Source organism: Nonomuraea basaltis (genome assembly GCF_005893125.1).
GTDB classification, from domain to species: domain Bacteria; phylum Actinomycetota; class Actinomycetes; order Streptosporangiales; family Streptosporangiaceae; genus Nonomuraea; species Nonomuraea basaltis.
On record NZ_VCJS01000016.1, the window covers coordinates 56436 to 75148 of the forward strand.

Annotated in this window: 21 protein-coding genes, 1 tRNA gene and 1 pseudogene; 13 read left to right on the top strand and 10 right to left on the bottom strand. The window is 70.0% G+C overall.

Annotated features, from left to right (window positions below; genetic code table 11):
- Positions 1 to 3: 3 nt before the first annotated feature.
- The 6 genes from EJK15_RS10245 to pqqE all read left to right on the top strand — a co-directional run bounded on the left by EJK15_RS10245 (position 4) and on the right by pqqE (position 4874).
- Complete coding sequence (locus tag EJK15_RS10245; protein ID WP_138710142.1) at positions 4 to 1641, top strand: phosphodiester glycosidase family protein; 1638 nt, start codon at positions 4 to 6, stop codon at positions 1639 to 1641.
- Between the two features lie 254 nt (positions 1642 to 1895).
- Complete coding sequence (gene pqqA, locus EJK15_RS10250; RefSeq protein ID WP_138710143.1) at positions 1896 to 2051, top strand: pyrroloquinoline quinone precursor peptide PqqA; 156 nt, start codon at positions 1896 to 1898, stop codon at positions 2049 to 2051.
- A gap of 12 nt (positions 2052 to 2063) precedes the next feature.
- The gene (gene pqqB / locus EJK15_RS10255) at positions 2064 to 2873 is read left to right on the top strand and encodes a pyrroloquinoline quinone biosynthesis protein PqqB (RefSeq protein ID WP_138710144.1); all 810 of its coding nucleotides are present in this window, start codon (positions 2064 to 2066) and stop codon (positions 2871 to 2873) included.
- The gene (gene pqqC, locus EJK15_RS10260; RefSeq protein ID WP_138710145.1) at positions 2870 to 3541 is read left to right on the top strand and encodes a pyrroloquinoline-quinone synthase PqqC; all 672 of its coding nucleotides are present in this window, start codon (positions 2870 to 2872) and stop codon (positions 3539 to 3541) included. The genes pqqB and pqqC overlap by 4 nt, the downstream gene beginning before the upstream one ends.
- A gap of 8 nt (positions 3542 to 3549) precedes the next feature.
- Positions 3550 to 3789 (top strand): pyrroloquinoline quinone biosynthesis peptide chaperone PqqD, encoded by a 240-nt coding sequence (gene pqqD, locus EJK15_RS10265; protein WP_206060760.1) that lies wholly within the window; start codon positions 3550 to 3552, stop codon positions 3787 to 3789.
- Positions 3786 to 4874: a pyrroloquinoline quinone biosynthesis protein PqqE gene (pqqE, locus tag EJK15_RS10270; protein WP_206060761.1), complete on the top strand. Its 1089-nt coding sequence runs from the start codon at positions 3786 to 3788 to the stop codon at positions 4872 to 4874. The genes pqqD and pqqE overlap by 4 nt, the downstream gene beginning before the upstream one ends.
- A 130-nt stretch (positions 4875 to 5004) precedes the next feature.
- Here the strand turns inward: pqqE and EJK15_RS10275 are convergent, their stop codons facing one another.
- The 4 genes from EJK15_RS10275 to EJK15_RS10290 all read right to left on the bottom strand — a co-directional run bounded on the left by EJK15_RS10275 (position 5005) and on the right by EJK15_RS10290 (position 8335).
- Positions 5005 to 5376, bottom strand: coding sequence for a hypothetical protein (locus tag EJK15_RS10275; RefSeq protein ID WP_138710148.1), 372 nt, complete (start codon positions 5374 to 5376; stop codon positions 5005 to 5007).
- Positions 5377 to 5655: 279 nt separating this feature from the next.
- Positions 5656 to 6861, bottom strand: a complete 1206-nt coding sequence (locus EJK15_RS10280) for an NAD(P)/FAD-dependent oxidoreductase (RefSeq protein ID WP_138710149.1) — start codon at positions 6859 to 6861, stop codon at positions 5656 to 5658.
- Complete coding sequence (locus tag EJK15_RS10285; protein WP_138710150.1) at positions 6858 to 7055, bottom strand: ferredoxin; 198 nt, start codon at positions 7053 to 7055, stop codon at positions 6858 to 6860. The genes EJK15_RS10280 and EJK15_RS10285 overlap by 4 nt, the downstream gene beginning before the upstream one ends.
- A gap of 38 nt (positions 7056 to 7093) precedes the next feature.
- The gene (locus tag EJK15_RS10290; RefSeq protein WP_138710151.1) at positions 7094 to 8335 is read right to left on the bottom strand and encodes a cytochrome P450; all 1242 of its coding nucleotides are present in this window, start codon (positions 8333 to 8335) and stop codon (positions 7094 to 7096) included.
- Between the two features lie 212 nt (positions 8336 to 8547).
- On the opposite strand from EJK15_RS10290, the gene EJK15_RS10295 reads away from it, so the two are divergent.
- Entirely contained in the window at positions 8548 to 9135 is a 588-nt protein-coding gene (locus tag EJK15_RS10295; protein WP_138710152.1) for a TetR/AcrR family transcriptional regulator, read from the top strand.
- Positions 9136 to 9220: 85 nt separating this feature from the next.
- On the opposite strand, the gene EJK15_RS10300 is transcribed toward EJK15_RS10295, so the two are convergent.
- Positions 9221 to 10063, bottom strand: a complete 843-nt coding sequence (locus EJK15_RS10300; protein WP_138710153.1) for an SMP-30/gluconolactonase/LRE family protein — start codon at positions 10061 to 10063, stop codon at positions 9221 to 9223.
- A 327-nt stretch (positions 10064 to 10390) separates the two neighbouring features.
- On the opposite strand from EJK15_RS10300, the gene EJK15_RS10305 reads away from it, so the two are divergent.
- From EJK15_RS10305 to EJK15_RS10315, 3 genes are all read left to right on the top strand, one after another.
- Positions 10391 to 11254, top strand: a complete 864-nt coding sequence (locus EJK15_RS10305) for an LLM class F420-dependent oxidoreductase (protein WP_138710154.1) — start codon at positions 10391 to 10393, stop codon at positions 11252 to 11254.
- A gap of 316 nt (positions 11255 to 11570) precedes the next feature.
- Positions 11571 to 12383: an SAM-dependent methyltransferase gene (locus tag EJK15_RS10310; protein WP_240776876.1), complete on the top strand. Its 813-nt coding sequence runs from the start codon at positions 11571 to 11573 to the stop codon at positions 12381 to 12383.
- Positions 12384 to 12593: 210 nt separating this feature from the next.
- Positions 12594 to 12959, top strand: coding sequence for an ATP-binding protein (locus tag EJK15_RS10315; protein ID WP_171074212.1), 366 nt, complete (start codon positions 12594 to 12596; stop codon positions 12957 to 12959).
- Between the two features lie 45 nt (positions 12960 to 13004).
- On the opposite strand, the gene EJK15_RS10320 is transcribed toward EJK15_RS10315, so the two are convergent.
- The 4 genes and pseudogenes from EJK15_RS10320 to phnD form a co-directional block, all read right to left on the bottom strand.
- A complete protein-coding gene (locus tag EJK15_RS10320) occupies positions 13005 to 13856 on the bottom strand; it encodes a class I SAM-dependent methyltransferase (protein ID WP_240776877.1) in 852 nt (283 codons plus the stop codon).
- Positions 13853 to 14671, bottom strand: coding sequence for a phosphonate ABC transporter, permease protein PhnE (gene phnE, locus EJK15_RS10325; RefSeq protein WP_138710157.1), 819 nt, complete (start codon positions 14669 to 14671; stop codon positions 13853 to 13855). The genes EJK15_RS10320 and phnE overlap by 4 nt, the downstream gene beginning before the upstream one ends.
- Positions 14668 to 15357: pseudogene (locus EJK15_RS10330) on the bottom strand (ATP-binding cassette domain-containing protein); the annotation flags it as partial. The pseudogene EJK15_RS10330 and the gene phnE, both read right to left, overlap by 4 nt.
- Positions 15358 to 15442: 85 nt before the next feature.
- Complete coding sequence (gene phnD, locus EJK15_RS10335) at positions 15443 to 16351, bottom strand: phosphate/phosphite/phosphonate ABC transporter substrate-binding protein (protein WP_138710159.1); 909 nt, start codon at positions 16349 to 16351, stop codon at positions 15443 to 15445.
- A 102-nt stretch (positions 16352 to 16453) separates the two neighbouring features.
- Between phnD and EJK15_RS10340 the strand changes: the two genes are divergently transcribed.
- The 3 genes from EJK15_RS10340 to EJK15_RS10350 all read left to right on the top strand — a co-directional run bounded on the left by EJK15_RS10340 (position 16454) and on the right by EJK15_RS10350 (position 18016).
- On the top strand, positions 16454 to 17008 hold the full coding sequence (locus EJK15_RS10340; protein ID WP_138710160.1) for a carboxymuconolactone decarboxylase family protein: 555 nt from the start codon (positions 16454 to 16456) through the stop codon (positions 17006 to 17008).
- 5 nt (positions 17009 to 17013) lie between these two features.
- Positions 17014 to 17841: a radical SAM protein gene (locus tag EJK15_RS10345; protein WP_138710161.1), complete on the top strand. Its 828-nt coding sequence runs from the start codon at positions 17014 to 17016 to the stop codon at positions 17839 to 17841.
- Between the two features lie 80 nt (positions 17842 to 17921).
- Positions 17922 to 18016, top strand: a tRNA-Sec gene (locus EJK15_RS10350).
- Between the two features lie 58 nt (positions 18017 to 18074).
- Here the strand turns inward: EJK15_RS10350 and EJK15_RS10355 are convergent.
- The gene (locus EJK15_RS10355; RefSeq protein WP_138710162.1) at positions 18075 to 18617 is read right to left on the bottom strand and encodes a hypothetical protein; all 543 of its coding nucleotides are present in this window, start codon (positions 18615 to 18617) and stop codon (positions 18075 to 18077) included.
- Positions 18618 to 18713: the final 96 nt, after the last annotated feature.

Consider the following 18713-nt stretch of genomic DNA (forward strand, 5'->3'; position numbering starts at 1 on the left):
GCCATGCGACGCGGAGCCGTACGCCATGGACTGATCGGCGGGCTGGCCCTGGCCTGTCTCGCCGCCGGGCAGGCCGCCTCGGCCGCGCCGAGCCGGCTGGACGCCGGAACGGCGCAGGCCGCAGACCGCCTTCCCCTCGGACCCGCGTCCCTGATGGAGACGCGCACTCCACGCCAGGTGGCCACGGGCGTCACGCACATCGCGATCGAGCGCGGACAGTCCTCCCCTGACGACTTCTGGACGGTCACGGTCGGGGTGGCGTCCACGGAGGCGGAGGCAGCAGAGCTCGAGCGGCAGATCCGCGCGGCCGGGTACGAGCCGCGCCGGGACGCCACCGCGGGCACGTCTCCGCTGAGCCCCGGCGACCAGCCGCTCGGCTGGATGGTCCGGGTGGGGCGCTTCGCCGGCCAGCAGGCGGCGCAGGCGGCCGCGGCCGAGCTCGCGGCCAAGGGCGTGCGCGGCAGTGTCCAGTTCACCGGCGAGGACGGCCGGGCGACGACCGGCCCGTGGTCGCTCGACGTGCTGATTGTCGATCCGCGCCGGTTCAGCGGGCGGCTCGGCTCCGAGCTGGCCACGGGGATCGTGCCGGGACGTGAGACGACCAGCTCGATCGCGCAGCGTACCGGGGCGCTCGCCGCGGTCAACGGCGGCTACTTCGTGATATCTCCGAACGAAGGCGGCAAGCCCGGCCCCGGTCTGGCCGGCACAGACGGCGACCTCGCCGGCATCTCGGTGGTCCGCGGAGACCTCGTCTCCGAAGCCGTCAACGGCCGCCCGGCCCTGGTGATCCCCACCGACTCGGGAACCGGCACCGCCGTGCGGCGCCTGAAGACGCTACTGTCCGTGCGGACGGGCGGCGAACGGCGAGAGGTCACCGGCCTCAACAGGCAGCCTGGCCTCGTCGTCAACTGCGGCGGCGTCGGCGACGCCTACCCGCTCGCCCAGCCGGCCCACGACTACACCTGCGGCAACGACAACGAGGTGATCGTGTTCACGCCGCGGTTCGGTACGGCCGCGCCTCAGGGCCAGGGCTACCAGGTGACGCTCGACGGCAACGGCACCGTCGTGTCCGCGCAGGAGGGGCGGGGCGGTGCGGTGCCCGCGCAGGGCAGCCTGCTCCAGGGCACCGGCACGGGCGCCGGGTGGCTGCGGCAGCACGCAAGGCCAGGCGTCCGGCTCAAGCTGAGCCGTTCCGTGGTCGATGCGGAACGCGGTATGCCGCTGCCGATCCAGCCGCAAACCTCGATCGTGAACGGCGGGCCGCTGCTGGTGCGTGACGGCGAGGTCGCGCTGGATCCGGTGCGCGACGGGTGGAGCCCGCAGGACATCGACGGGGCCGATCGCGGCGCCTTCTACAACGGCTGGTACTTGCGCAGGAACCCGCGGACGGCCGCAGGTGTCACCCGCGACGGGCGGATCATCCTGCTCACGGCCGACGGCCGCCGTCCCGCGCATAGCGTGGGCCTGAGCATTGCCGAGGTGGCGCAGGTCATGCGCGGCCTGGGGGCGGTCGATGCGATCAATCTGGACGGCGGCGGGTCGACCGCCATGATCGTCGATAGTGCGCTGCAGGGCGTGCCGAGCGACAGCAGTGGCGAGCGGCCCGACGGTGACGCCATCGTCGTGCTCCCGGAACGCTGAGATCGATCCATCCAGTGGTCATCTGATGCGTGCGCTTGACCGCAGACCGATCCCAGCACCGGTGGCGAGCTCCTTGCTTTCCTGATCGCTGGGTTTACCTATTCTGTCAAGACATCGGATGAAAATTCTGGCCATACGTTCCAAGGTCCAAAAAAATGAGGAAAATCAGTGCTATAGCTCCGACCTAAAGCATTGACGCCAGCTTCATCAGAAGGTCATATCGGTTGTAACACCCTAGGAAAGGCAGGTACGCAATGTCCCAGCCGAAGGATCAGGGCAAGAAGCAACCCCGCAGGAACCACGAGAAGAAGGTCAGGGGCCGCGGCGAGGAGACGACCTGGCACAAGCCCGACTACCAGGTCGTCGAGGCATCGATGGAGATGACCGCGTACTTCCTGGCCACCAGGTAACCGGGTGCCGCCATGCGACTGCAGGTGCTCGGCACCGCGGCAGGCGGCGGCGTGCCCCAGTGGAACTGCGCGTGCCCCGGCTGCTCCGGGGCACGCGCCCATCCGGGACACCGCCGACGTCACGCCAGCTTGGCCGTCCAGATCGACGACGGCGCCTACGTCATCAACGCCACGCCCGACATCGCCGACCAGATCGAGTCGTGCGCGTGGCTGCGCCCAGGGCCGGGCCCCCGGGAGTCGCCGCTCAAGGGCGTGATCCTCACCGACGCCGAGCTCGACCACACGATCGGCCTGCTCAGGCTCAGGGAAGCCGACGCGCTGGAGGTGCGCTCCACCCCGGTCGTACGGCACGCGCTGCGGCCCTTCGCCGACCTCCTGCGTCCCTACCTCCAGCTGACCTGGACCGACGCCGACACGATCCCGGTGTCCGGCAAGCGGCCCCGGTACGCCGCCGGCTCCCCCGAGGCCACGGGCTGGGTGTCCGCGTTGCGTCTCGGGCCGCTGGTGTACGTCCCCGCCATGGGGGTATGGCCGGACGAACTGGACGAGGCGTTCGAACAAGCCGCATGCGTGATCGTCGACGGCACGTTCTGGGACGACGAGGAGCCGCGCCGCACAGGGATCTCCGCCAAGACCGCCACCCAGATGGGCCACCTGCCGATCGAGGCGACCATGGAACGGCTCTCCCGGCTGCCCGGCCGCCGCCTGTACACCCACCTCAACAACACCAACCCTCTCGTGGACCCGGCGGCCGAGCAGCACAAGGCGCTCGCCGAGCTGGGGATCGAGGTGGCCGCCGACGGGATGGTGATCGACCTGTGAACGGCTTCGAGACCGAGCTGCGCGCCGTACCGGAGAAGCGCTACCACCACCTTCACCCCTTCAACCAGCGCATGCACGCGGGCCGGCTGACCCGTGACGAGCTGCGGCGCTGGATACTCAACCGCTTCCACTACCAGCGCCACATCCCGGTCAAGGACGCGTTCATCCTCGCCAAGCTGATCACGCCCGAGCTGCGCAGGATGTGGTTGAGGAGGATCCAGGACCACGACGGCGCCGCGGCCGGCGAGGGCGGCATCGAGCGGTGGCTGCGCTTGGGCGAGGCGGCCGGGCTGGAGCGGTCGCTGCTGCTGTCGGGCGAGGGCGTGCTGCCCGGCGTGCGGCTGGCCGTCGACGGCTACGTGAACCTGTGCCGCAACGGCTCCGCGCTGGAAGCCGTCGCCGCGTCGCTGACCGAGCTGTTCGCACCCGACCTCATGCGAACGAGGATCGCGGCCTTCGAACGCCATTACCCATGGATAGACCCGGAGGGACTGCGATATTTCCAGGTACGCGTCTCCCAGGGCCGCCAGGACAGCGGCGAGGCCCTGGCCCTGGTGCTCGACTGGGCCAGGACCCGTGCCGAACAGGAGAGGGCCATCGCGGCGCTGGCCTACAAGTGCGACCTGCTGTGGGCCTTGCTCGACGCGGTGGACGGGACGTCCCGATGAGTGGGCCGATGACCTGGTGCCCGGCGCTGTCCCGCTCGGCCATGCTCCGCCACGACCCCGTACGGGGAGCGGACCTGCTGATCGTGCCCGAGCGGATCGTCGTGCTGAACGAGGAGGCGGCGGCCATCGTCGCCCTGTGCGACGGGGCGCGGACCGTGGCCGACATCGTCGCCGAGTTGCCCGAGGGCGTCGAGTCCGACGTGGTGGAGTTCCTCGAACGGGTGCGCGCGGAGGGATGGCTCCGATGAACGAGGTGAGCGCCCCCTGGGCCATGCTGGCCGAGCTCACGCACGCGTGTCCGCTGCGCTGCCCGTACTGCTCCAACCCGGCCGAGCTGGCGGCCAGGTCGAGCGAGCTGAGCACCGAGGAGTGGCGGCGGATACTCGGTGAGGCCGCGGCACTGGGCATCGTGCACACGCATCTGTCCGGTGGCGAGCCGCTGCTGAGACGCGATCTGGCGGAGATCGTGGCGGCGGCCGACCGCGCAGGCGTCTACACGCAGCTGGTCACCAGCGGTGTCGGGCTGACCGAGCGCAGGATGAGCGAGCTCGCGGCGGCGGGGTTGCGCAGTGTGCAGCTGTCGGTCCAGTCGGCCACGGCAGGGGAATCGGACCGGATCGCCGGGGTCGCGTCGTTCGCGAGGAAGGAGCGAGCCGCCGCGGTGGTGGCCGCGAGCGGGCTGCCGTTCGGGCTCAACGTGGTGCTGCACCGGGCCAACCTCGACGTCGTCGGCGAGATCATCGAGCTCGGGCTGGCGTGGGGCGTGGAGCGCATCGAGCTGGCCAACACCCAGTTCTACGGGTGGGGGCTGCTCAACAGGTCCGCGCTGCTGCCCACCAGGGAGCAGCTCGCGCGAGCCGAGGCCGTAGTCCGGAGGTATCGGGAAGAAACGGACGTCGAGCTGATCTGGGTGATCCCTGACTACTTCGACGGCGTGCCCAAGCCCTGCATGGGCGGCTGGGGTGCGATCTCGATCACCGTCGCGCCCGACGGCCGCGTGCTGCCCTGCCCGGCGGCGTACGGCCTGCCCCTGGAGATGCCCAACGCGCGCGATCATCGGCTCGGCTGGATCTGGGAGCACTCGCCCGCCTTCAACGCCTACCGGGGCACCGGCTGGATGCGCGAGCCGTGCGCGAGCTGCCCCCGGAAGGAGCTCGACTTCGGCGGCTGCCGCTGCCAGGCGTACGCGCTGACCGGCGATGCGAGCCGCACCGATCCGGCCTGCGGGCTCTCACCTGATCATCACCTCATTACGGACTTGACAGCCGGCGGCACGTGGACGTTCAGGCGGGCAGCGCCTTCGGCCGGCGGCGCGGATCGGTCAGCCCCTTGAGGCCCCCTGCCGGCGTCGTAACCGACCTCGCCACGGCGCAGTCCGTGCAACGCGATCAACCGCCGCAGGACGTCACACTCCCCGCACACCGAGGCGGTGTACGGGGAGTGGGCACGATCAAGACGCGCGATTAGCTGTAGAAGCTCTTGGAGCCGCGGTTCACGATGGTGCCCCGCTCGCCCCAGTAGGTCCTGACCGTGGCGCGGTAGTAGGTGTCCTCGTAAGCGGTGGCCAGGCTCCGGCACGTGCTGCCCGAGTGGCCGTAGTAGTTGTTGTTGTCCCGCCAGGTGTACGAGGGGCCTCCACCGTTGACCGGAGTCAGCACCACCTCGACCCAGCGCGGGCCCTCGCTGTTGTACGCCTGGGCGCAGATGGTGTCCGTACCGTCGTTGTAGCTGACGGTGCCGTCACCGACGTTCCAGGTGAACGAGGCGGCCGAGGCCGGCTGCGCGAGAGCAATGCTCGCCCCCGCAATGGCAACGCCCATCACGGCTGTCTTCATCAGTTTCTTCATCATTTCCCCTTCTGGCCTGAGCGGATCATGATGCCGCCCGTTGCAGATCTTGAACCAGTGAGTCATGACGACAAAAGGCCTTGCGCGTACTATTCGCCGGTTAGTCACGTAAACGTAGACATTCGTCCGTTAAGCGGACACGCATCGCGGATGCGTGGAGGCGGGCGCCGCGCCTGTCCAGAAATGGGTGATCAACGCCGACCTGACCATGGATGACGCAGTCGAGCCACGACCGCGACCACGACCACGACCACGACGCGACGGTCCTCAGACACGCGATCCACTTTGACCAATCTCCCTGATGACGGCTCCTGCCGCCGGCGTCTCGTGCCACCTGGCGCCGGCCGCGACGGCCTGTCGCCAGGCGCGCATGGCCTTCGGCGGCATGCCGATCCCGAGGGCCCCGGCCAGCCGGTCGCCGGTGCGGTAGGCGGCCACGAACCGGCGCTCGCCGAGGTCGCCGTCCACGATCGCCATGGCGTCGTGGCCGCGCAGGTAGCCGTAGGCCTGGATCTTCATGTCGTACTGGTCGGACCAGAAGTAGGGCACCGGGGCGAACGGTCTGCGTGCCTGGGGGTGGAGGAGGTTGCGGGCGGCGGCCATGCCCTGTTCGGCGGCGTTCGTGCGGTGCTCGATCCGCATCGACGTACCGAACAGCGGGTTGTGCCAGCGGGCGACGTCTCCGGCTCCGTACACGTCCGGGGCGGCCGCGCTGTACTCGTCGCAGACCAGGCCGTCAGCCAGGGTCAGGCCGCTGCCTTGCAGCCATTCGGTGTTCGGCAGGGAACCGATGGCGAGGAGGACCTCGTCGGCCTCCACCAGTTCCCCGCCGGCCAGCCGTACCCCGCCGTCGGACACAGCGGCCACGCTGACCCCGGTGCGCAGATCGACGCCGTGCTCCAGGTGGGCCTGTGACAGCACCTGCCCCACCCCCTCGCCGAGCGCGTGGGCCAGCGGCACCGGCGCGGGTTCGAGGAGGGTGACCTCGCAGCCGAGGCCCCGGGCGACGGCCGCGGCCTCCGCCCCGAGAAAGCCGGCTCCGACCACGATCAGGCGCCGCCCCGGCCCCAGCCGCCCCCGCAGGGCCAGGACGTCGTCGAGCGTGCGCAGCACGTGCGCGCCCTGGCCGGGCAGGCGGCGCGGACGCACCCCGGTGGCCACGATCAGCCCGTCATAGGACACGTCCCCGCTGTCCGACAGCCGCACCGTACGAGCGTTCAGGTCGAGACCCGTCGCGCGGACACCGAGGCGAAGGTCGAGATCGAGCGCGCTGAGGGTGTCCGGCGAGCGCAGTGTCAGCCGGTCGGGCTCCCACTGCGAGGCCAGGAGCTGCTTGGACAGCGGCGGCCGGTCGTAGGGAGCGTGTGGTTCGTCGCCGACGAGGGTGACCGGCCCTTCGAAGCCCTCCCGGCGGAGCGTCTCGGCCGCCGCGAGTCCGGCGGCCGAGGCGCCGACCACAACGATCCGCTTCATTTCGCCACCAGGCGGATGGCCGCCGCTGGGCAGACCGCCGCGGCCTCCCGCACCCCGTCGTGGAGGTCGGCGGCGGGCGTCTCGTCCAGCAGGATCGCGACGCCGTCCTCGTCTCGCTGGTCGAAGACCTCGGGAGCGGCCAGGACGCACTGACCTGAGGCCACGCACTTGGGTTCGTCGAGTTCCACACGCATGGGACTTCTTCCTTCCTTGTTTCGCTGAGGGGAGCCGGTCACCAGGTGACGGGCAGAGAACGCAGGCTGTAGGCGATTCCTTCGAACGCGAACTCGATCTCGTCGAACGAGGTGGCCAGGCGGAGTGTCGGCACGCGGCGGTAGAGGGTGCTGTAGACGACCTGGAGTTCTACCCGGGCGAGATTCTGTCCCAGGCACTGGTGGGGGCCGTAGCCGAAGGCCTGGTGCTGGCGGGCGGCCCGGCTCAGATCGAGCCGTTCGGGCTCGGGGAACATGCTGGGGTCCCAGCTGGCGGCGGAAATGTCGAAGATGATGCCGTCACCGGCCCGGATGACCTGACCGCCGATCTCGATGTCTTCCAGGGCGATCCGGCGAACACCGGTGTGCACGATCGTCAGGTAGCGCAGGAGCTCATCGACCGCCGCGGCGATGACCTTCGGGTCGTCGGTGTCGCGCAGGACGGCGAACTGGCCGGGGTTTTGCAGCAGGGCGAGGGTGCCGAGGGGGATCATGCTGGCGCTGGTCTCGTGTCCGGCGATCAGTACGGCCACGCCCATGGTGGCGGCCTCGGCGCGGGTCATCTCGCCGGCCTTGATCCGGGCGGCCAGCTCCGACAGCATGTCGTCGGCGGGGTTGGCCGTCTTCTGCTCGATCAGGCCGTCGAGGTAGCCGAACAGTGCGCCGGCGGCCTCCTGCGCCTGCTGCCCTGAGGATTCGTGGCTCAACGCGACGGTGCTCTGGTGGTGGAAGAACTCGTTGTCCTCGTACGGCACGCCCAGCAGCTCGCTGATCACCAGGGTCGGCAGGGGCAGACCCAGCGCGGTGACCAGGTCGACCGGCTTCGGCCCGGCCAGCATGGCGTCGATCAGGTCGTCGGTGATCTTCTGGATGGCGGGTCGCAGGGCTTCGGCGCGCTTGACGGTGAACGGGCCGTTGACCATCCGGCGCAGCCGGGTGTGCTCGGGCGCGTCAGTGTTGGTGATCAGTGGCGGGGTGACCTTCGCGGCCTCCGCCCGGCCTCGGGTCATGTGGGGGAACCCAGGCCGGTTCTCATCGATGCTGATGCGGGGGTCGGTGAGCAGGGTGCGCTGGTCGGCGTGGCGGGTGATGAACCAGGGCGTGCTGCCGTCCCAGATCCGCACCTTCGAGACCGGCTCGTCGGCAGTCAGCTGCCGCACGGTCGCCGGCGGGTTGAACGGGCAGCGGGCATCCCTGGGCATCGGATATTCGGGAACGGACGATGCCGCTTCGCCGGCGGTGCCGGCCAGTGTGTCAGCCATGTGTCTCCCTCACTTCGATCTCGGGCTGGAACGGCAAGTTCAGCCTTGCCGATCGGCTAGCTCATTACTAGCCGATCGACAAGCTATCGAGCTAGGGATTGTGGCATAAGTCACTTGCCGATCGGCAAGTTTGATCCTTGCCGATCGGCAAGCTAGGATCGGGACATCCAGAGAGATTCGACGCTGCGGGGACGCTGCAAGAAGGAGCAGATGTGGCCGTCAAAGCCGCCCAGAAGGCGTCCGGTGTGCCGCAAACCCGGGAGCGTCTCATCGACGTCGCGGTTCGCCTGTTCACCCAGCGCAGCTTCGCGGGCACGTCGCTGCAGATGATCGCCGACGAGCTGGGGATCACGAAGGCGGCTGTCTACCACCACTTCCGCACCCGCGAGGAGCTGCTCACCGCAGTGGTCGAGCCGGTGCTGCGCCAACTGCGGGACGTCATCGAAAGCGCCGAGACGAAACGCACCCCCCACGCGCGAGCGGAGCACATGCTCACCCAATATGCCGTCCTCGCCGTGGAGCATCGAGCCGTGGTCGCCGTCTTCGCCACCGATGCCGGAGCGATCGAGATGCTGCGCGCCCAGCCCGGGACACGCGACCTGATCAACCGCCAGCTGAACCTCCTCGCGGATGTCACCCCTGGCTCGGCCGGGCGCGTCAACGCCACCATGGTGCTGGCCGGCATCGCCGCCGCGGCCGGCCCGGCACTGATCCGCCTTGATGACGACGCTCTGCTCCGGCATCTCGTCGAGGCCGGCCGCCGCACCCTGGGGCTCCGCGCTCCACGCCGCTCCGCATGATCGGCCGGCCACGTGGGCTCAGGCCGGCCGGTCTCCCCCGAGGAGGGTGGGGCCGGCGACGATCGGCCCGCGGCATCACGGGGGATCACGGCCAGCCCGCACCCGGTACGTCAACCTGGGTGAAGAGGACCTGACCGGTGCCGGGCGGCACCGGCACCGTCTCGGACATGCCCCGCCATTCGGCTGCCACGATGAACAGCGTCGTCCCGTCGGGGCCGCCGAGCGCGCAGGCGAAGCCGCCGCGGTCCAGCGCGACGGTCCGCAGCACCTTGCCGCCCTCGGCGACCCGCGCGCACCATTGGTTGGGCACGTCGGCGTACCAGACCGCGCCGTCCGCATCGATGCAGATGCCGTCCGGGGTGCCCTCGCCAAGGTCGGCCCAGACCCGCCGGTCGGACAGCCGGCCGTCCGCGCCGATGTCGAAGGCCACCAGGCTGTGACGGTAGGAGTCCGCGACGATCAGGGTGGAGTTGTCGGGGGTCACCGCCATCCCGTTGGGAAACGCGATGTCGTCTGCCACCTGGTGCACCGAGCCGTCCGCCGTGACCAGGGTGACGAAACCGGGCCTGAACTCCTCTCCGCCCATCATGTCGAAGCCGATGGCGTTGACGTAGGCGTTGCCGCGGCCGTCCACCACGATGTCGTTCCAGACTGCCTTGCCGAGGTCCGCGTGGGTGACCAGGGATCGGTCAGGCTCCTGGCGCAGCAACCGCCCGTCCGGGGACGAGACCATCACCAGCCGGCCGTCAGGGAGCCAGGCGGTACACAGCGGCAACGACCGCAGCCTCGCGATCACCTCGCTGTGGCCGTCGAGGTCCACGGCGACGACCTCGCCCGCGGTCCAGTCGGAGAAGTACAACCGGTCACCGTGCCAGCGCGGCGACTCGACCAGGCCCCGACCGGTGAGCAGCGTCCGTACCTCGTTCATCCTCGTTGCCCTCTCCACTCCGCCGGCACAGCGCCGGCGTCTCACCATCTACACGAACGACCGCCGCCCGGATCGACAAGCCCCAACCAGGCACGTCGACCTGTTCGCCCGCTGGATCGGTCAAGGAACCTCGCCATGAACGCCTCGCGCACCGCAGTCTTCGGCACCGGGAAACTCCGCCGTGCGCGGCTCGTGAGATAATGACGTCTACGGAGCCCTCTCCGCCTCGGGTGCAGCCCAGGCGAGAGGGTTTTTTCGTGCCCGCGATCGCGGCGACGCCCTTCCCGCGCCGGGCCCTCCCCGTCAACCCGATCAAGGAGTGTTCCCATGGAACTCGGTCTGACCTGCCCTCGCTTCACCTGGCCCGGCGGCGACGCCGCCATCGCCGGTAGATTCGCCGCTGTCGCCCGGGGCGCCGATCAGGCTGGGCTACGCAGCTTGTGGGTGATGGACCATTTCTTCCAGATCCCCAACTTCGGCTCCGTGGAGGATCCGATGCTGGAGGCGTACGGCGCGCTGTCCTACGCCGCCGCCCTCACCAGCCGGGTCACGCTGGGCGTCCTCGTGACCGGCGCCGTCTACCGCGAACCCGGCCTGCTGGTGAAGCAGGTGAGCACCCTCGACGCGCTCTCGGGCGGCCGCGCCGTCCTCGGCATCGGCGCCGCCTGGTACGAGGAGGAGGCCCGCGGCCTCGGCCTCCGCTTTCCTCCCCTGGCCGAGCGGTTCGAGCGGCTGGAGGAGACGCTCCAGATCGCCAGGCAGATGTGGAGCGACGAGGACCAACCGTACGAGGGCCGGCACTACAGGCTGGACCGTACGCTCAACGCGCCGCAGGCGCGCCCGCCGATCCTGATCGGCGGGAGCGGAGAGAAGAAGACTCTCCGCCTCGTCGCCGAGTACGCCGACGCCTGCAACTTCCTGTACGGCGCCGACGTGCGGCACAAGCTCGGCGTGCTGCGCGACCACTGCGCACGGCTGGGACGCCCCTACGAGGACATCGAGAAGACCCTCCACATGCGCATCCCCGACGGCCAGAGTGTCGAGGAGAGCGTTCAGCGCTGCGCCGAGCTGGCCGCCTTGGGCATCGACCACGTCATCGTCGTCGTTCCCGACCCCGCCGACGACTCATGGCTGGGGCACCTGGCTGAGCTCGCGGCGCGGATATCCGCCATCACCCCACTCGGCCGATGAGCCCGCCGGGCCGGGTCCTGCCAGCACGCCGTTCGGGTCAAGGTCGTTCATGAGCCTGCAAAACGGTCACCGACCTGCACAAGCGCGTGCCGGTCCGGTGACCATGGAATGCCGCGCGCGGCGGGCCGGCGGCTCGTCGCGAAGATTCTGGTAACAAACATTTCCTGAAATAACCGGTCTATCGTATTGTCATTGACTGGAATTGTTGGAACATATGGTCAGAGTCATCGAGTGAGGTCCATAGATCGCTAACCGCTAGAGAGTGGCCGGCGAGGGGAAAGGGGCGACGCTCATGCACCAGCGTGCTGTCCGAAACTTGGCCAAGCTCGATACGACGCAAGCCAGAATCACGCGGATATTCGACGCGGCGGCGGGCGGGAAGAACAACTTCCTGGTGGACAAGGACACGGTGCGCCATTTCGATCAAGTGACCCCTGCGATCACGACCGCGGCCCGCGCCGTGCTCCAGTTCATGTCCCGGGTGGTACGCCACCTGGCCGCCGTCGAAGGCGTGGACCAGTTCATGATCGTGGGAAGCGGCGTCCCCAGCGGCCTCTCCGCCGGGCACCGGCTGCACGACATAGCCCGCCGCGCCTCCGCCAACCCGGCCCTGCGCGTCGTGTACGTGGAGAACGACCCGATGGTGGTGACCATGGCGCAGGCCACCATCGAGCCCTTCACCGACCTGGTCCGCGTCGTGGACGGCGACGTGCGGGAGATCGACGAGATGCTCGGCGACCAGGTCGTGCAGACGTTCCTCGACTGGGAGAGCCCCCTGGCCGTGCTCCTGCTGTCGACGCACAGCCTCGACGACGACGAGTACGCCCACTACGTCATCAAGCGGCTCCGGCACGCGGCGCCGAACGGCAGCTTCCTCGGCCTGTTGCACACCACGTTCGACGGCATTCCGCCGGAGCTGCTGCCCGCCATCCGCGATCTGCTCGCCATGACGCTGCCCGGCCTCGCGATCCGTTCCCGGGATGAGGCCGGAGCCTTACTGGAGGGTCTCGACCTGGTGGAGCCCGGACTGGTGTGGGTCCCGGAGTGGCGTTCGATGGAGCGTGACCTCGCCTGCGGCGACCAGCCCAGTTCGTCGGGCAACTACGGCGCCGTGGCCCATATCCCCTGAGGCGCACGGCAGTCCTTTCCCGATCGTCCCGCTATTCACAGGTTCCACTCCGCTCGACCGCGGGACATGAAATCGCAACATTCTTGTCCGTCTCGCATTCACAAGAGGGAATGCGTGCGATTATCGTGGATTTGGGAGCGCTCCCAGCCGAGAGATGTGATGAACATGCCCCTCCCCCACGGGTCCTTGTCCGCCCCGCCGATCCGCACGGTGGAGTACCTGCTGCCGTCGGTGCCGGCCGGTGTCAGCGAGGCGCGCTCCCTGGTCCGGGCGGAATTGACCGGCTGGGGCATGGAGAAGCTGATCGACGATTGCCTGCTCATAGTCAGCGAACTGGTCACCAACGCCGTCCAACACGGCGGGTCGGCCTATGCGCTCCGCCTGGAAGGCCGCGAGGACCAGTTGTACGGCGAGGTCTTCGACCCGGGCGACGGCGAGCCCCGCCGGTGCTCCCCCGGCGTCGACGACCTCTCTGGCCGTGGGCTTCAGATCGTCGCGGCGATCGCCGACGACTGGGGAGTGACGGCGGCGGACGGCGGCAAGATCGTGTGGTTCTCGGTCGGCTGCACCGCTTGACGCATCATTCACGCCCCATGCCGAGGACGGTAGTGGGCACCTGTGCTACTCAGCTTCCCCCGGCCACCAGAGCGTGACCAGATCGCGGCCGGATGAGCCCAGGTCGGGCGGGCAGTCCTTGGAGACACCGGCGTCCGACAGCGCGGAGGCGACGTCGGCGCGGCGATCCGGCGGCAGGCAGAGGCGGCGGCGGACGACGTCCACGAGGGTCGCGAAGCTGCCGTATTCGGCCATCGCCGGACGGGTCCAGCGCTCGGCCTTCACCTCCAGGCCGAAGGCTTCGAGCAGCTCGATCACCTGCCCGGCCGTCGGGCCCTCGGGCCGGTCCAGGCCGTGGAACCGCTTCCAGTACGGGTTCAGCTCGGTCAGCGGATGGCGTACGGTGACCTCCACCACCACCCGGCGGCGGGCGTGCCCGGTGAGCGCCGCGACGAACGGCGCCAGATCGGCCACGTTGTAGATCACGTGATGGCAGAGCACCACGTCGGCCACCGTGACCCGGGCGGCGGCGTCGGGCCAGGTGCCGCACACGGCCGTGGGGGTCAGGCCCAGCGGGACGGCGCGGCGTACCAGGTCGTCAAGGAGCGGCTGGTGGGGGTCCACGGCGGTCAGGGCGGTGGTGCGGGAGGCCAGGGGCAGGCTGGCGGCGCCGCCCCCGGCGCCGACGTCGAGCACCGAGCCGCCCTCCCCCAGGGCCTCCATCGCCCGCTCGTAGGACGGTCCGCCGGGCGCGGCCAGGTAGTGATCGGTGCGCCGGGCGAAGACCTCCTCGGGCAGGACCCAGGGCGACTCCGCGACACGGGCGAGGATCGGCTCGGGAATGCGCCAGGCGGCCAGGTCTTCGGCCCAGGCGCGCAGCAGTTCGGTGGCGATCATGATCTCTTTCACTGTTCTCATGCGGCCGCTCCCAGCCTGCGCCTGATCGTACGTGAGGCCAGATCGACGACGAGGATGACCGCGAGGACGGCGATGACCAGCGTCGACAGCTCGTCGTAGCGGAAGAGCTTGAGCGAGACCGCCAGTTCCTGGCCGATCCCTCCGGCGCCCACGAAGCCGAGCACCGTGGAGGTGCGCAGATTGCACTCCCACTGGTAGAGCAGCAGCGAGGCCAGGCCGGGCGCGGCCTGTGGCACCACGGCGAGCGCGGTGGTCGCCATGCGGCCGGATCCGGTGAGGCGCAGCGCTTCGACAGGGCCGGGGTCCACCGCCTCGAACTGCTCGGCGCAGAGCTTGGCCAGCAGGCCCGCCCCGTGGACGGCGAGGGCCAGCGATCCCGCGGCGGCTCCCGGCCCGAGCATCGCGACGAACAGCAGCGCCCACAGCAGGTCGGGGACTCCGCGCAACGTCGCCGCGGTCGTTCTGGCCGCTGCCCGCAGGGCCGGCACCGCCTCGACGTTGCCCGCGATCAGCACGGCGAGCGGCAAGCCCAGCAGGGCGGCGAAGAGCAGGCCGGTCAGCGAGATCTGCACGGTCTCCACGAGCGCGCCCGCCACATCGGACAGGAAGGCGCCCGACAGGTTGGGAGACAGGAAGCCCTCGAGGAGCAGCAGGGCGCCGCCTCCGCCCTCGGCGAGCGCGCTGACGCTCAGCCCGGTGCCGTGCACGGCCCAGCCGAGCACGACGGCGAGCAGCAGGGCGTACCCCCAGCGCGGTCGTCTCTCCCGTCGCGTCGAGGTCGGGCGGACGGGCGGCGCATCGGTGATCCGTCTCATCGTGAAGGTCCTTGGCCGCCGTAGACGCCGGCCGCCGCCGTCTCGTCCAGGGAATCCCCGTCGTGCACCAGCCTGCCGTCCCGCATGGCCAGAATCCGCGGGAAGCGCCGGGCCACGGCCAGGTCGTGGGTCGCGACGACGACCGTCACCGACTCGCCCGGCGCGCAGAGGGCGTCGACCACGGCCTCCGCGGTGACCGGGTCCAGCCCGCTGGTCGGCTCGTCGGCCAGTAAGAGTCGCGGCCCGGGGAGCAGGGCGCGGATGACGGCGACCCGCTGGCGCTGGCCGCCGGACAGCTCCCGCACGCGGGCGGGGAGCGAGTCGGTGATCCCGTGCCGGTCGGCCAGGGCCGCGAGCCGCTCCTCGTATGCCGCGGGCACCCGCCCGGCGAGCACCCTGGCCCAGTCCCGCGGCGACCAGTACGGGCTGGTGCCCATGACGGCGTTCAGCCGGGCCGACAACCCGGGCACCAGGTCGCCGCCCTGTCTGACGAAGCCACTGGCTCGCCGGATCTCGCGCCGTTCCCTGGCCGTGCCGTACGGGTCCAGCCCGTTCACCCGTACCGTGCCGGTGACCGGGACCGCGCCGAGCAGGACGCGCAGGAGCGTCGATTTGCCCGCACCCGACGGCCCGAGCAGCGCCACCCGCTCCCCCTCCGCGACCCGCAGGGTCACCGTGTCGACCGCGCGCAGTCGCCGCTCGGGAAAGTCCACGCTCAGGTGCCGCGTCTGGAGTTCGATGGCGTGCCTCCGTTCCGTAGCCGGACCCTGCTCACCTTTTGACGGTGAGCAGCCCGAGATCGGTCGCGGTGCGGCGGACCTCGTCATAGTCGGCGGCGGTGACCGTCACGTACCGTTTGGCCCGCATCAGGTCGAGCAGCGCCGGATCCTCGATCGAGGTGAACGCCTCGGACAGGGCGGCGCGCGCGGGCTCTCCGAGCGCCGTGCGCATCACCCACGGATAGCCCTGGACGCGGCGCTCCTCGATCACGCGGAGCTTCCCCGCCGGCACCTTGCCCTCCTTCTCCAGGCGTCGCAGGATGCGCAGCTCGACCCCGCCGGCGTCGGCCTGCCCGCTCAGCACCGCCTGCGCGGTGGCGTCGTGCCCGCCCGTGAACGTCACCTTCCCCAGCGGGGGGCACTCGTCCACGCGCCGGGGCGAGCACGTCGCGCCCGCCTCGGTCAGCATGATGCGCGGATAGAGGCTGCCCGAGGTGGAGCTCACGTCGCCGAAGGCGAACGACTTCCCGGCCGCGACGATGTCCTCCTTCAGGTTCCGGTACGGGGAATCCGCCCGGACCACCACCGCGGAAACGTACTGCGGGGAGTCGGTGGCGTGGTCGACCTCGGTGACCAGCGGAGTGAGCTGGACCTGCTGCTCGGCCTGGACGTAGGTGAGCCCGCCGAGGTAGGCCAGATCGATCCGGCCGCCGGCGAGCGCCGCGACGACCCCTGCGTAGTCGGAGGCCACGAACAGCTCCACCGCCACGCCGAGACGGCGTTCCAGGTAGGTCGCGAACGGCTCGTACTTCGCTCGCTGTTGCTCAGGGGAGATGTTGGGGATCAGGCCGATCCGGAGCTTCTCGGGGATCCCGCGCCCGTTCACGGCGGTCTCGACCGGGCTTCCACACGCCGTGATAAGCGAGGTGGCGAGGAGTAGCACGAGGAGGAAGTGGCGCATAACCGTACGGAACCACGGACGTACCGGCACGTCTCTTACGAAGCGGTGACGTCATCCTGAGCGTCGCTGACGGTGGCGACGGCCTGGCCTAACGTGAGCCACATGAGTGCCGTTCGATTGCTCGAGGCCGGTGAGGCGCCGCTGCTGGCCCGCCCCTTCTATGGGAACGGCGACCCGGGGCCCATCGTGACCGCCCTGGCCCATGTGCCCGAGCTGCTGGAGGTCGCGCTGCCGTTCATCGGGAGCGCCCTCGGCCCGTCCGCGCTGTCGTGGCGGACCAAGGAGCTGGTGATCGTACGGGTCTCGGCGCTGGCCGGGTGCCGTTACTGCGTGCAGACGCACACGGCCGTCGCGCTCGACGCGGGTCTGTCCCGCGCGGAGATCCTGGCGCTGCGCCTGGCCGGTGACTATGAGGAGGTGTTCGCCGACGCGGCGGAGCAGGCGGTGATCGCCTGGTCGGACGCCGTCGCGGGCGGGCACGGCCCGGTGCCGGACCAGGCGCGGGCCCGGCTGCGCGAGCATTTCGCCGAGCACGAGATGGTGGAGCTGACCGTGGTCGCGGGGGCCACCCTGATGCTCAACCGCTTCGCCACCGCGCTTGAACTTCCCACCGCCCCCGGCACGCTGTCCCGGCTGACGTTGGAGGGCCTGCTGTGAACCTGATGAGCCCGGTCGCTGAGGCGGTGGCCGAGGGGCGGTTGCCCGGCCGGGTCTGGATGTACGCCGACTACCACTGCAACCTGGCGTGCATCTACTGCCTGACCGAGTCCGCGCCCGCCGTGCCGCGCCGGGAGCTCGGCCACGAGCGCATGGTCGAGATCGCCGCGGAGGCCGCGGAGCTGGGCTTCACCGACCTCGGGGTCACCGGCGGCGAGCCGTTCCTGGTGATGGGGCTGCCCGGCACCCTGGCGGAGATGGCCGAGCACCTGCCCGTGCTGGTGCTCACCAACGGCACGCTGTTCACGCCCAAGCGGCTCGAACGGCTCGAACCGATCCGGGGCCGCCGGGTGGCGATGCAGATCTCCCTGGACCGGCCCGACCCCGACGCCAACGACGAGATGCGCGGCCCGGAGAACTTCGACAAGGTCGTCGACGCGATCCCGCGGCTGGTGGAGCGCGGCGTCAAGGTACGCATCGCCACCACCGTCGAGTCGATCGAGGACGCCGAGCTGGACCGTCTGTGCGCCCTCCACCGTGACCTCGGCGTACCCGACGAGGATCACATCATCCGGCCGATCGTCAGGCGCGGCCGCGCCGCCGACCACGCTCTCGGCGTGACCGCCCGGCAGCAGGACCTGCCCGCCGAGCTGACGATCACCACGGACGGGGCGTTCTGGAGCCCGTTCGGCCCCACCGTGTCCTCCGGGGTGGTCGACACCGACCTGCTCATCACCCGCACCACCCGGCCGCTCAGCGTGCCCGCCGCAGCGCTGCTCCGCCTCGTCGAGAACCGCCCGGCCGGCGACGACGTGGCGCTGAACATCCGTTGAGCTTGAGGCACTCGGTGCTCGGTCGGGCACCATCTGAAAACCGCGGGCATATAGGGTCGGGTGAAGTATGCTCCGCGCCTGGAGGCGCTTGGGTTCTGGTGGGCTCCCCGGTCTTCAAAACCGGTGGACGGCGCGCAGCGTCGTCGGCGGGTTCGATTCCCGTGCGCCTCCGCCAACTCCCCTCCTGGGGCGCTGCTCGCCCGCGATCACGCGAACGAGCAGCCGCTCATCGATCAGGCCGGGAAATCCTTCGGGTTGACCGGGCTGGTCTTCGCGTTACCGCCCTTGACCGGGTTGAGGGTCAGGGTCCAGATGGTCGTGCTGGTGGAGGTCGTGGTGAACCTCAGCCGATCGTTGAAACGCTGGTAGGTGGCGCTCTTGGTGAATTTGCGCTTCGACGTGCTGAACCGGTAGCCGTTGGTGAAGTAGATCCGGTACGTGCCGTCCCTGACGTCCTTGACGCTCGCGGTGGACCTGGCGCGTACGTAGATGCTGATCGCCTTGGTCTTGCCCCTGACCAGGGTGACGACCCCGTCCTTCGATGTGCCGTTCTTGATCTTGAGTGTGCCCCGGCCGCCGCTGACGCGGTCGTAGAGGATCTTGCCATTGCGCGGACGTGCGGCGGCGGCCAGGTCGGCCGTCTGCGACACCGAAGCGACGGTGGCGCCGGTCGCGACGGTGGCGCCGGCCGGGGGCGAGGCCAGCAGCCCGCCGGCCAGCGCGACGGCCGCGACGACACCGGTACGCAGCGGGATTCCGTCAAGAAGTCTCTTCACAGTGAACATCTCCTTGGGGCGCGTGGTCAGGCCAAAAATAGAGGAACCCCGCCTGATCGACTACCTGGTACATCACAGGATGTATGCCTCACACCT

What these genes read in the sequence shown, in the direction of transcription:
- EJK15_RS10245 (WP_138710142.1), top strand. Translation starts at nt 4, where the DNA reads ATGCGACGCGGAGCCGTACGCCATGGACTGATCGGCGGGCTGGCCCTG.
- pqqA (WP_138710143.1), top strand. Translation starts at nt 1,896, where the DNA reads ATGTCCCAGCCGAAGGATCAGGGCAAGAAGCAACCCCGCAGGAACCAC.
- pqqB (WP_138710144.1), top strand. Translation starts at nt 2,064, where the DNA reads ATGCGACTGCAGGTGCTCGGCACCGCGGCAGGCGGCGGCGTGCCCCAG.
- pqqD (WP_206060760.1), top strand. Translation starts at nt 3,550, where the DNA reads ATGACCTGGTGCCCGGCGCTGTCCCGCTCGGCCATGCTCCGCCACGAC.
- pqqE (WP_206060761.1), top strand. Translation starts at nt 3,786, where the DNA reads ATGAACGAGGTGAGCGCCCCCTGGGCCATGCTGGCCGAGCTCACGCAC.
- EJK15_RS10275 (WP_138710148.1), bottom strand. Translation starts at nt 5,376, where the DNA reads ATGAAGACAGCCGTGATGGGCGTTGCCATTGCGGGGGCGAGCATTGCT.
- EJK15_RS10280 (WP_138710149.1), bottom strand. Translation starts at nt 6,861, where the DNA reads ATGAAGCGGATCGTTGTGGTCGGCGCCTCGGCCGCCGGACTCGCGGCG.
- EJK15_RS10285 (WP_138710150.1), bottom strand. Translation starts at nt 7,055, where the DNA reads ATGCGTGTGGAACTCGACGAACCCAAGTGCGTGGCCTCAGGTCAGTGC.
- EJK15_RS10290 (WP_138710151.1), bottom strand. Translation starts at nt 8,335, where the DNA reads ATGGCTGACACACTGGCCGGCACCGCCGGCGAAGCGGCATCGTCCGTT.
- EJK15_RS10300 (WP_138710153.1), bottom strand. Translation starts at nt 10,063, where the DNA reads ATGAACGAGGTACGGACGCTGCTCACCGGTCGGGGCCTGGTCGAGTCG.
- EJK15_RS10305 (WP_138710154.1), top strand. Translation starts at nt 10,391, where the DNA reads ATGGAACTCGGTCTGACCTGCCCTCGCTTCACCTGGCCCGGCGGCGAC.
- EJK15_RS10320 (WP_240776877.1), bottom strand. Translation starts at nt 13,856, where the DNA reads ATGAGAACAGTGAAAGAGATCATGATCGCCACCGAACTGCTGCGCGCC.
- phnE (WP_138710157.1), bottom strand. Translation starts at nt 14,671, where the DNA reads ATGAGACGGATCACCGATGCGCCGCCCGTCCGCCCGACCTCGACGCGA.
- phnD (WP_138710159.1), bottom strand. Translation starts at nt 16,351, where the DNA reads ATGCGCCACTTCCTCCTCGTGCTACTCCTCGCCACCTCGCTTATCACG.
- EJK15_RS10340 (WP_138710160.1), top strand. Translation starts at nt 16,454, where the DNA reads ATGAGTGCCGTTCGATTGCTCGAGGCCGGTGAGGCGCCGCTGCTGGCC.
- EJK15_RS10345 (WP_138710161.1), top strand. Translation starts at nt 17,014, where the DNA reads ATGAGCCCGGTCGCTGAGGCGGTGGCCGAGGGGCGGTTGCCCGGCCGG.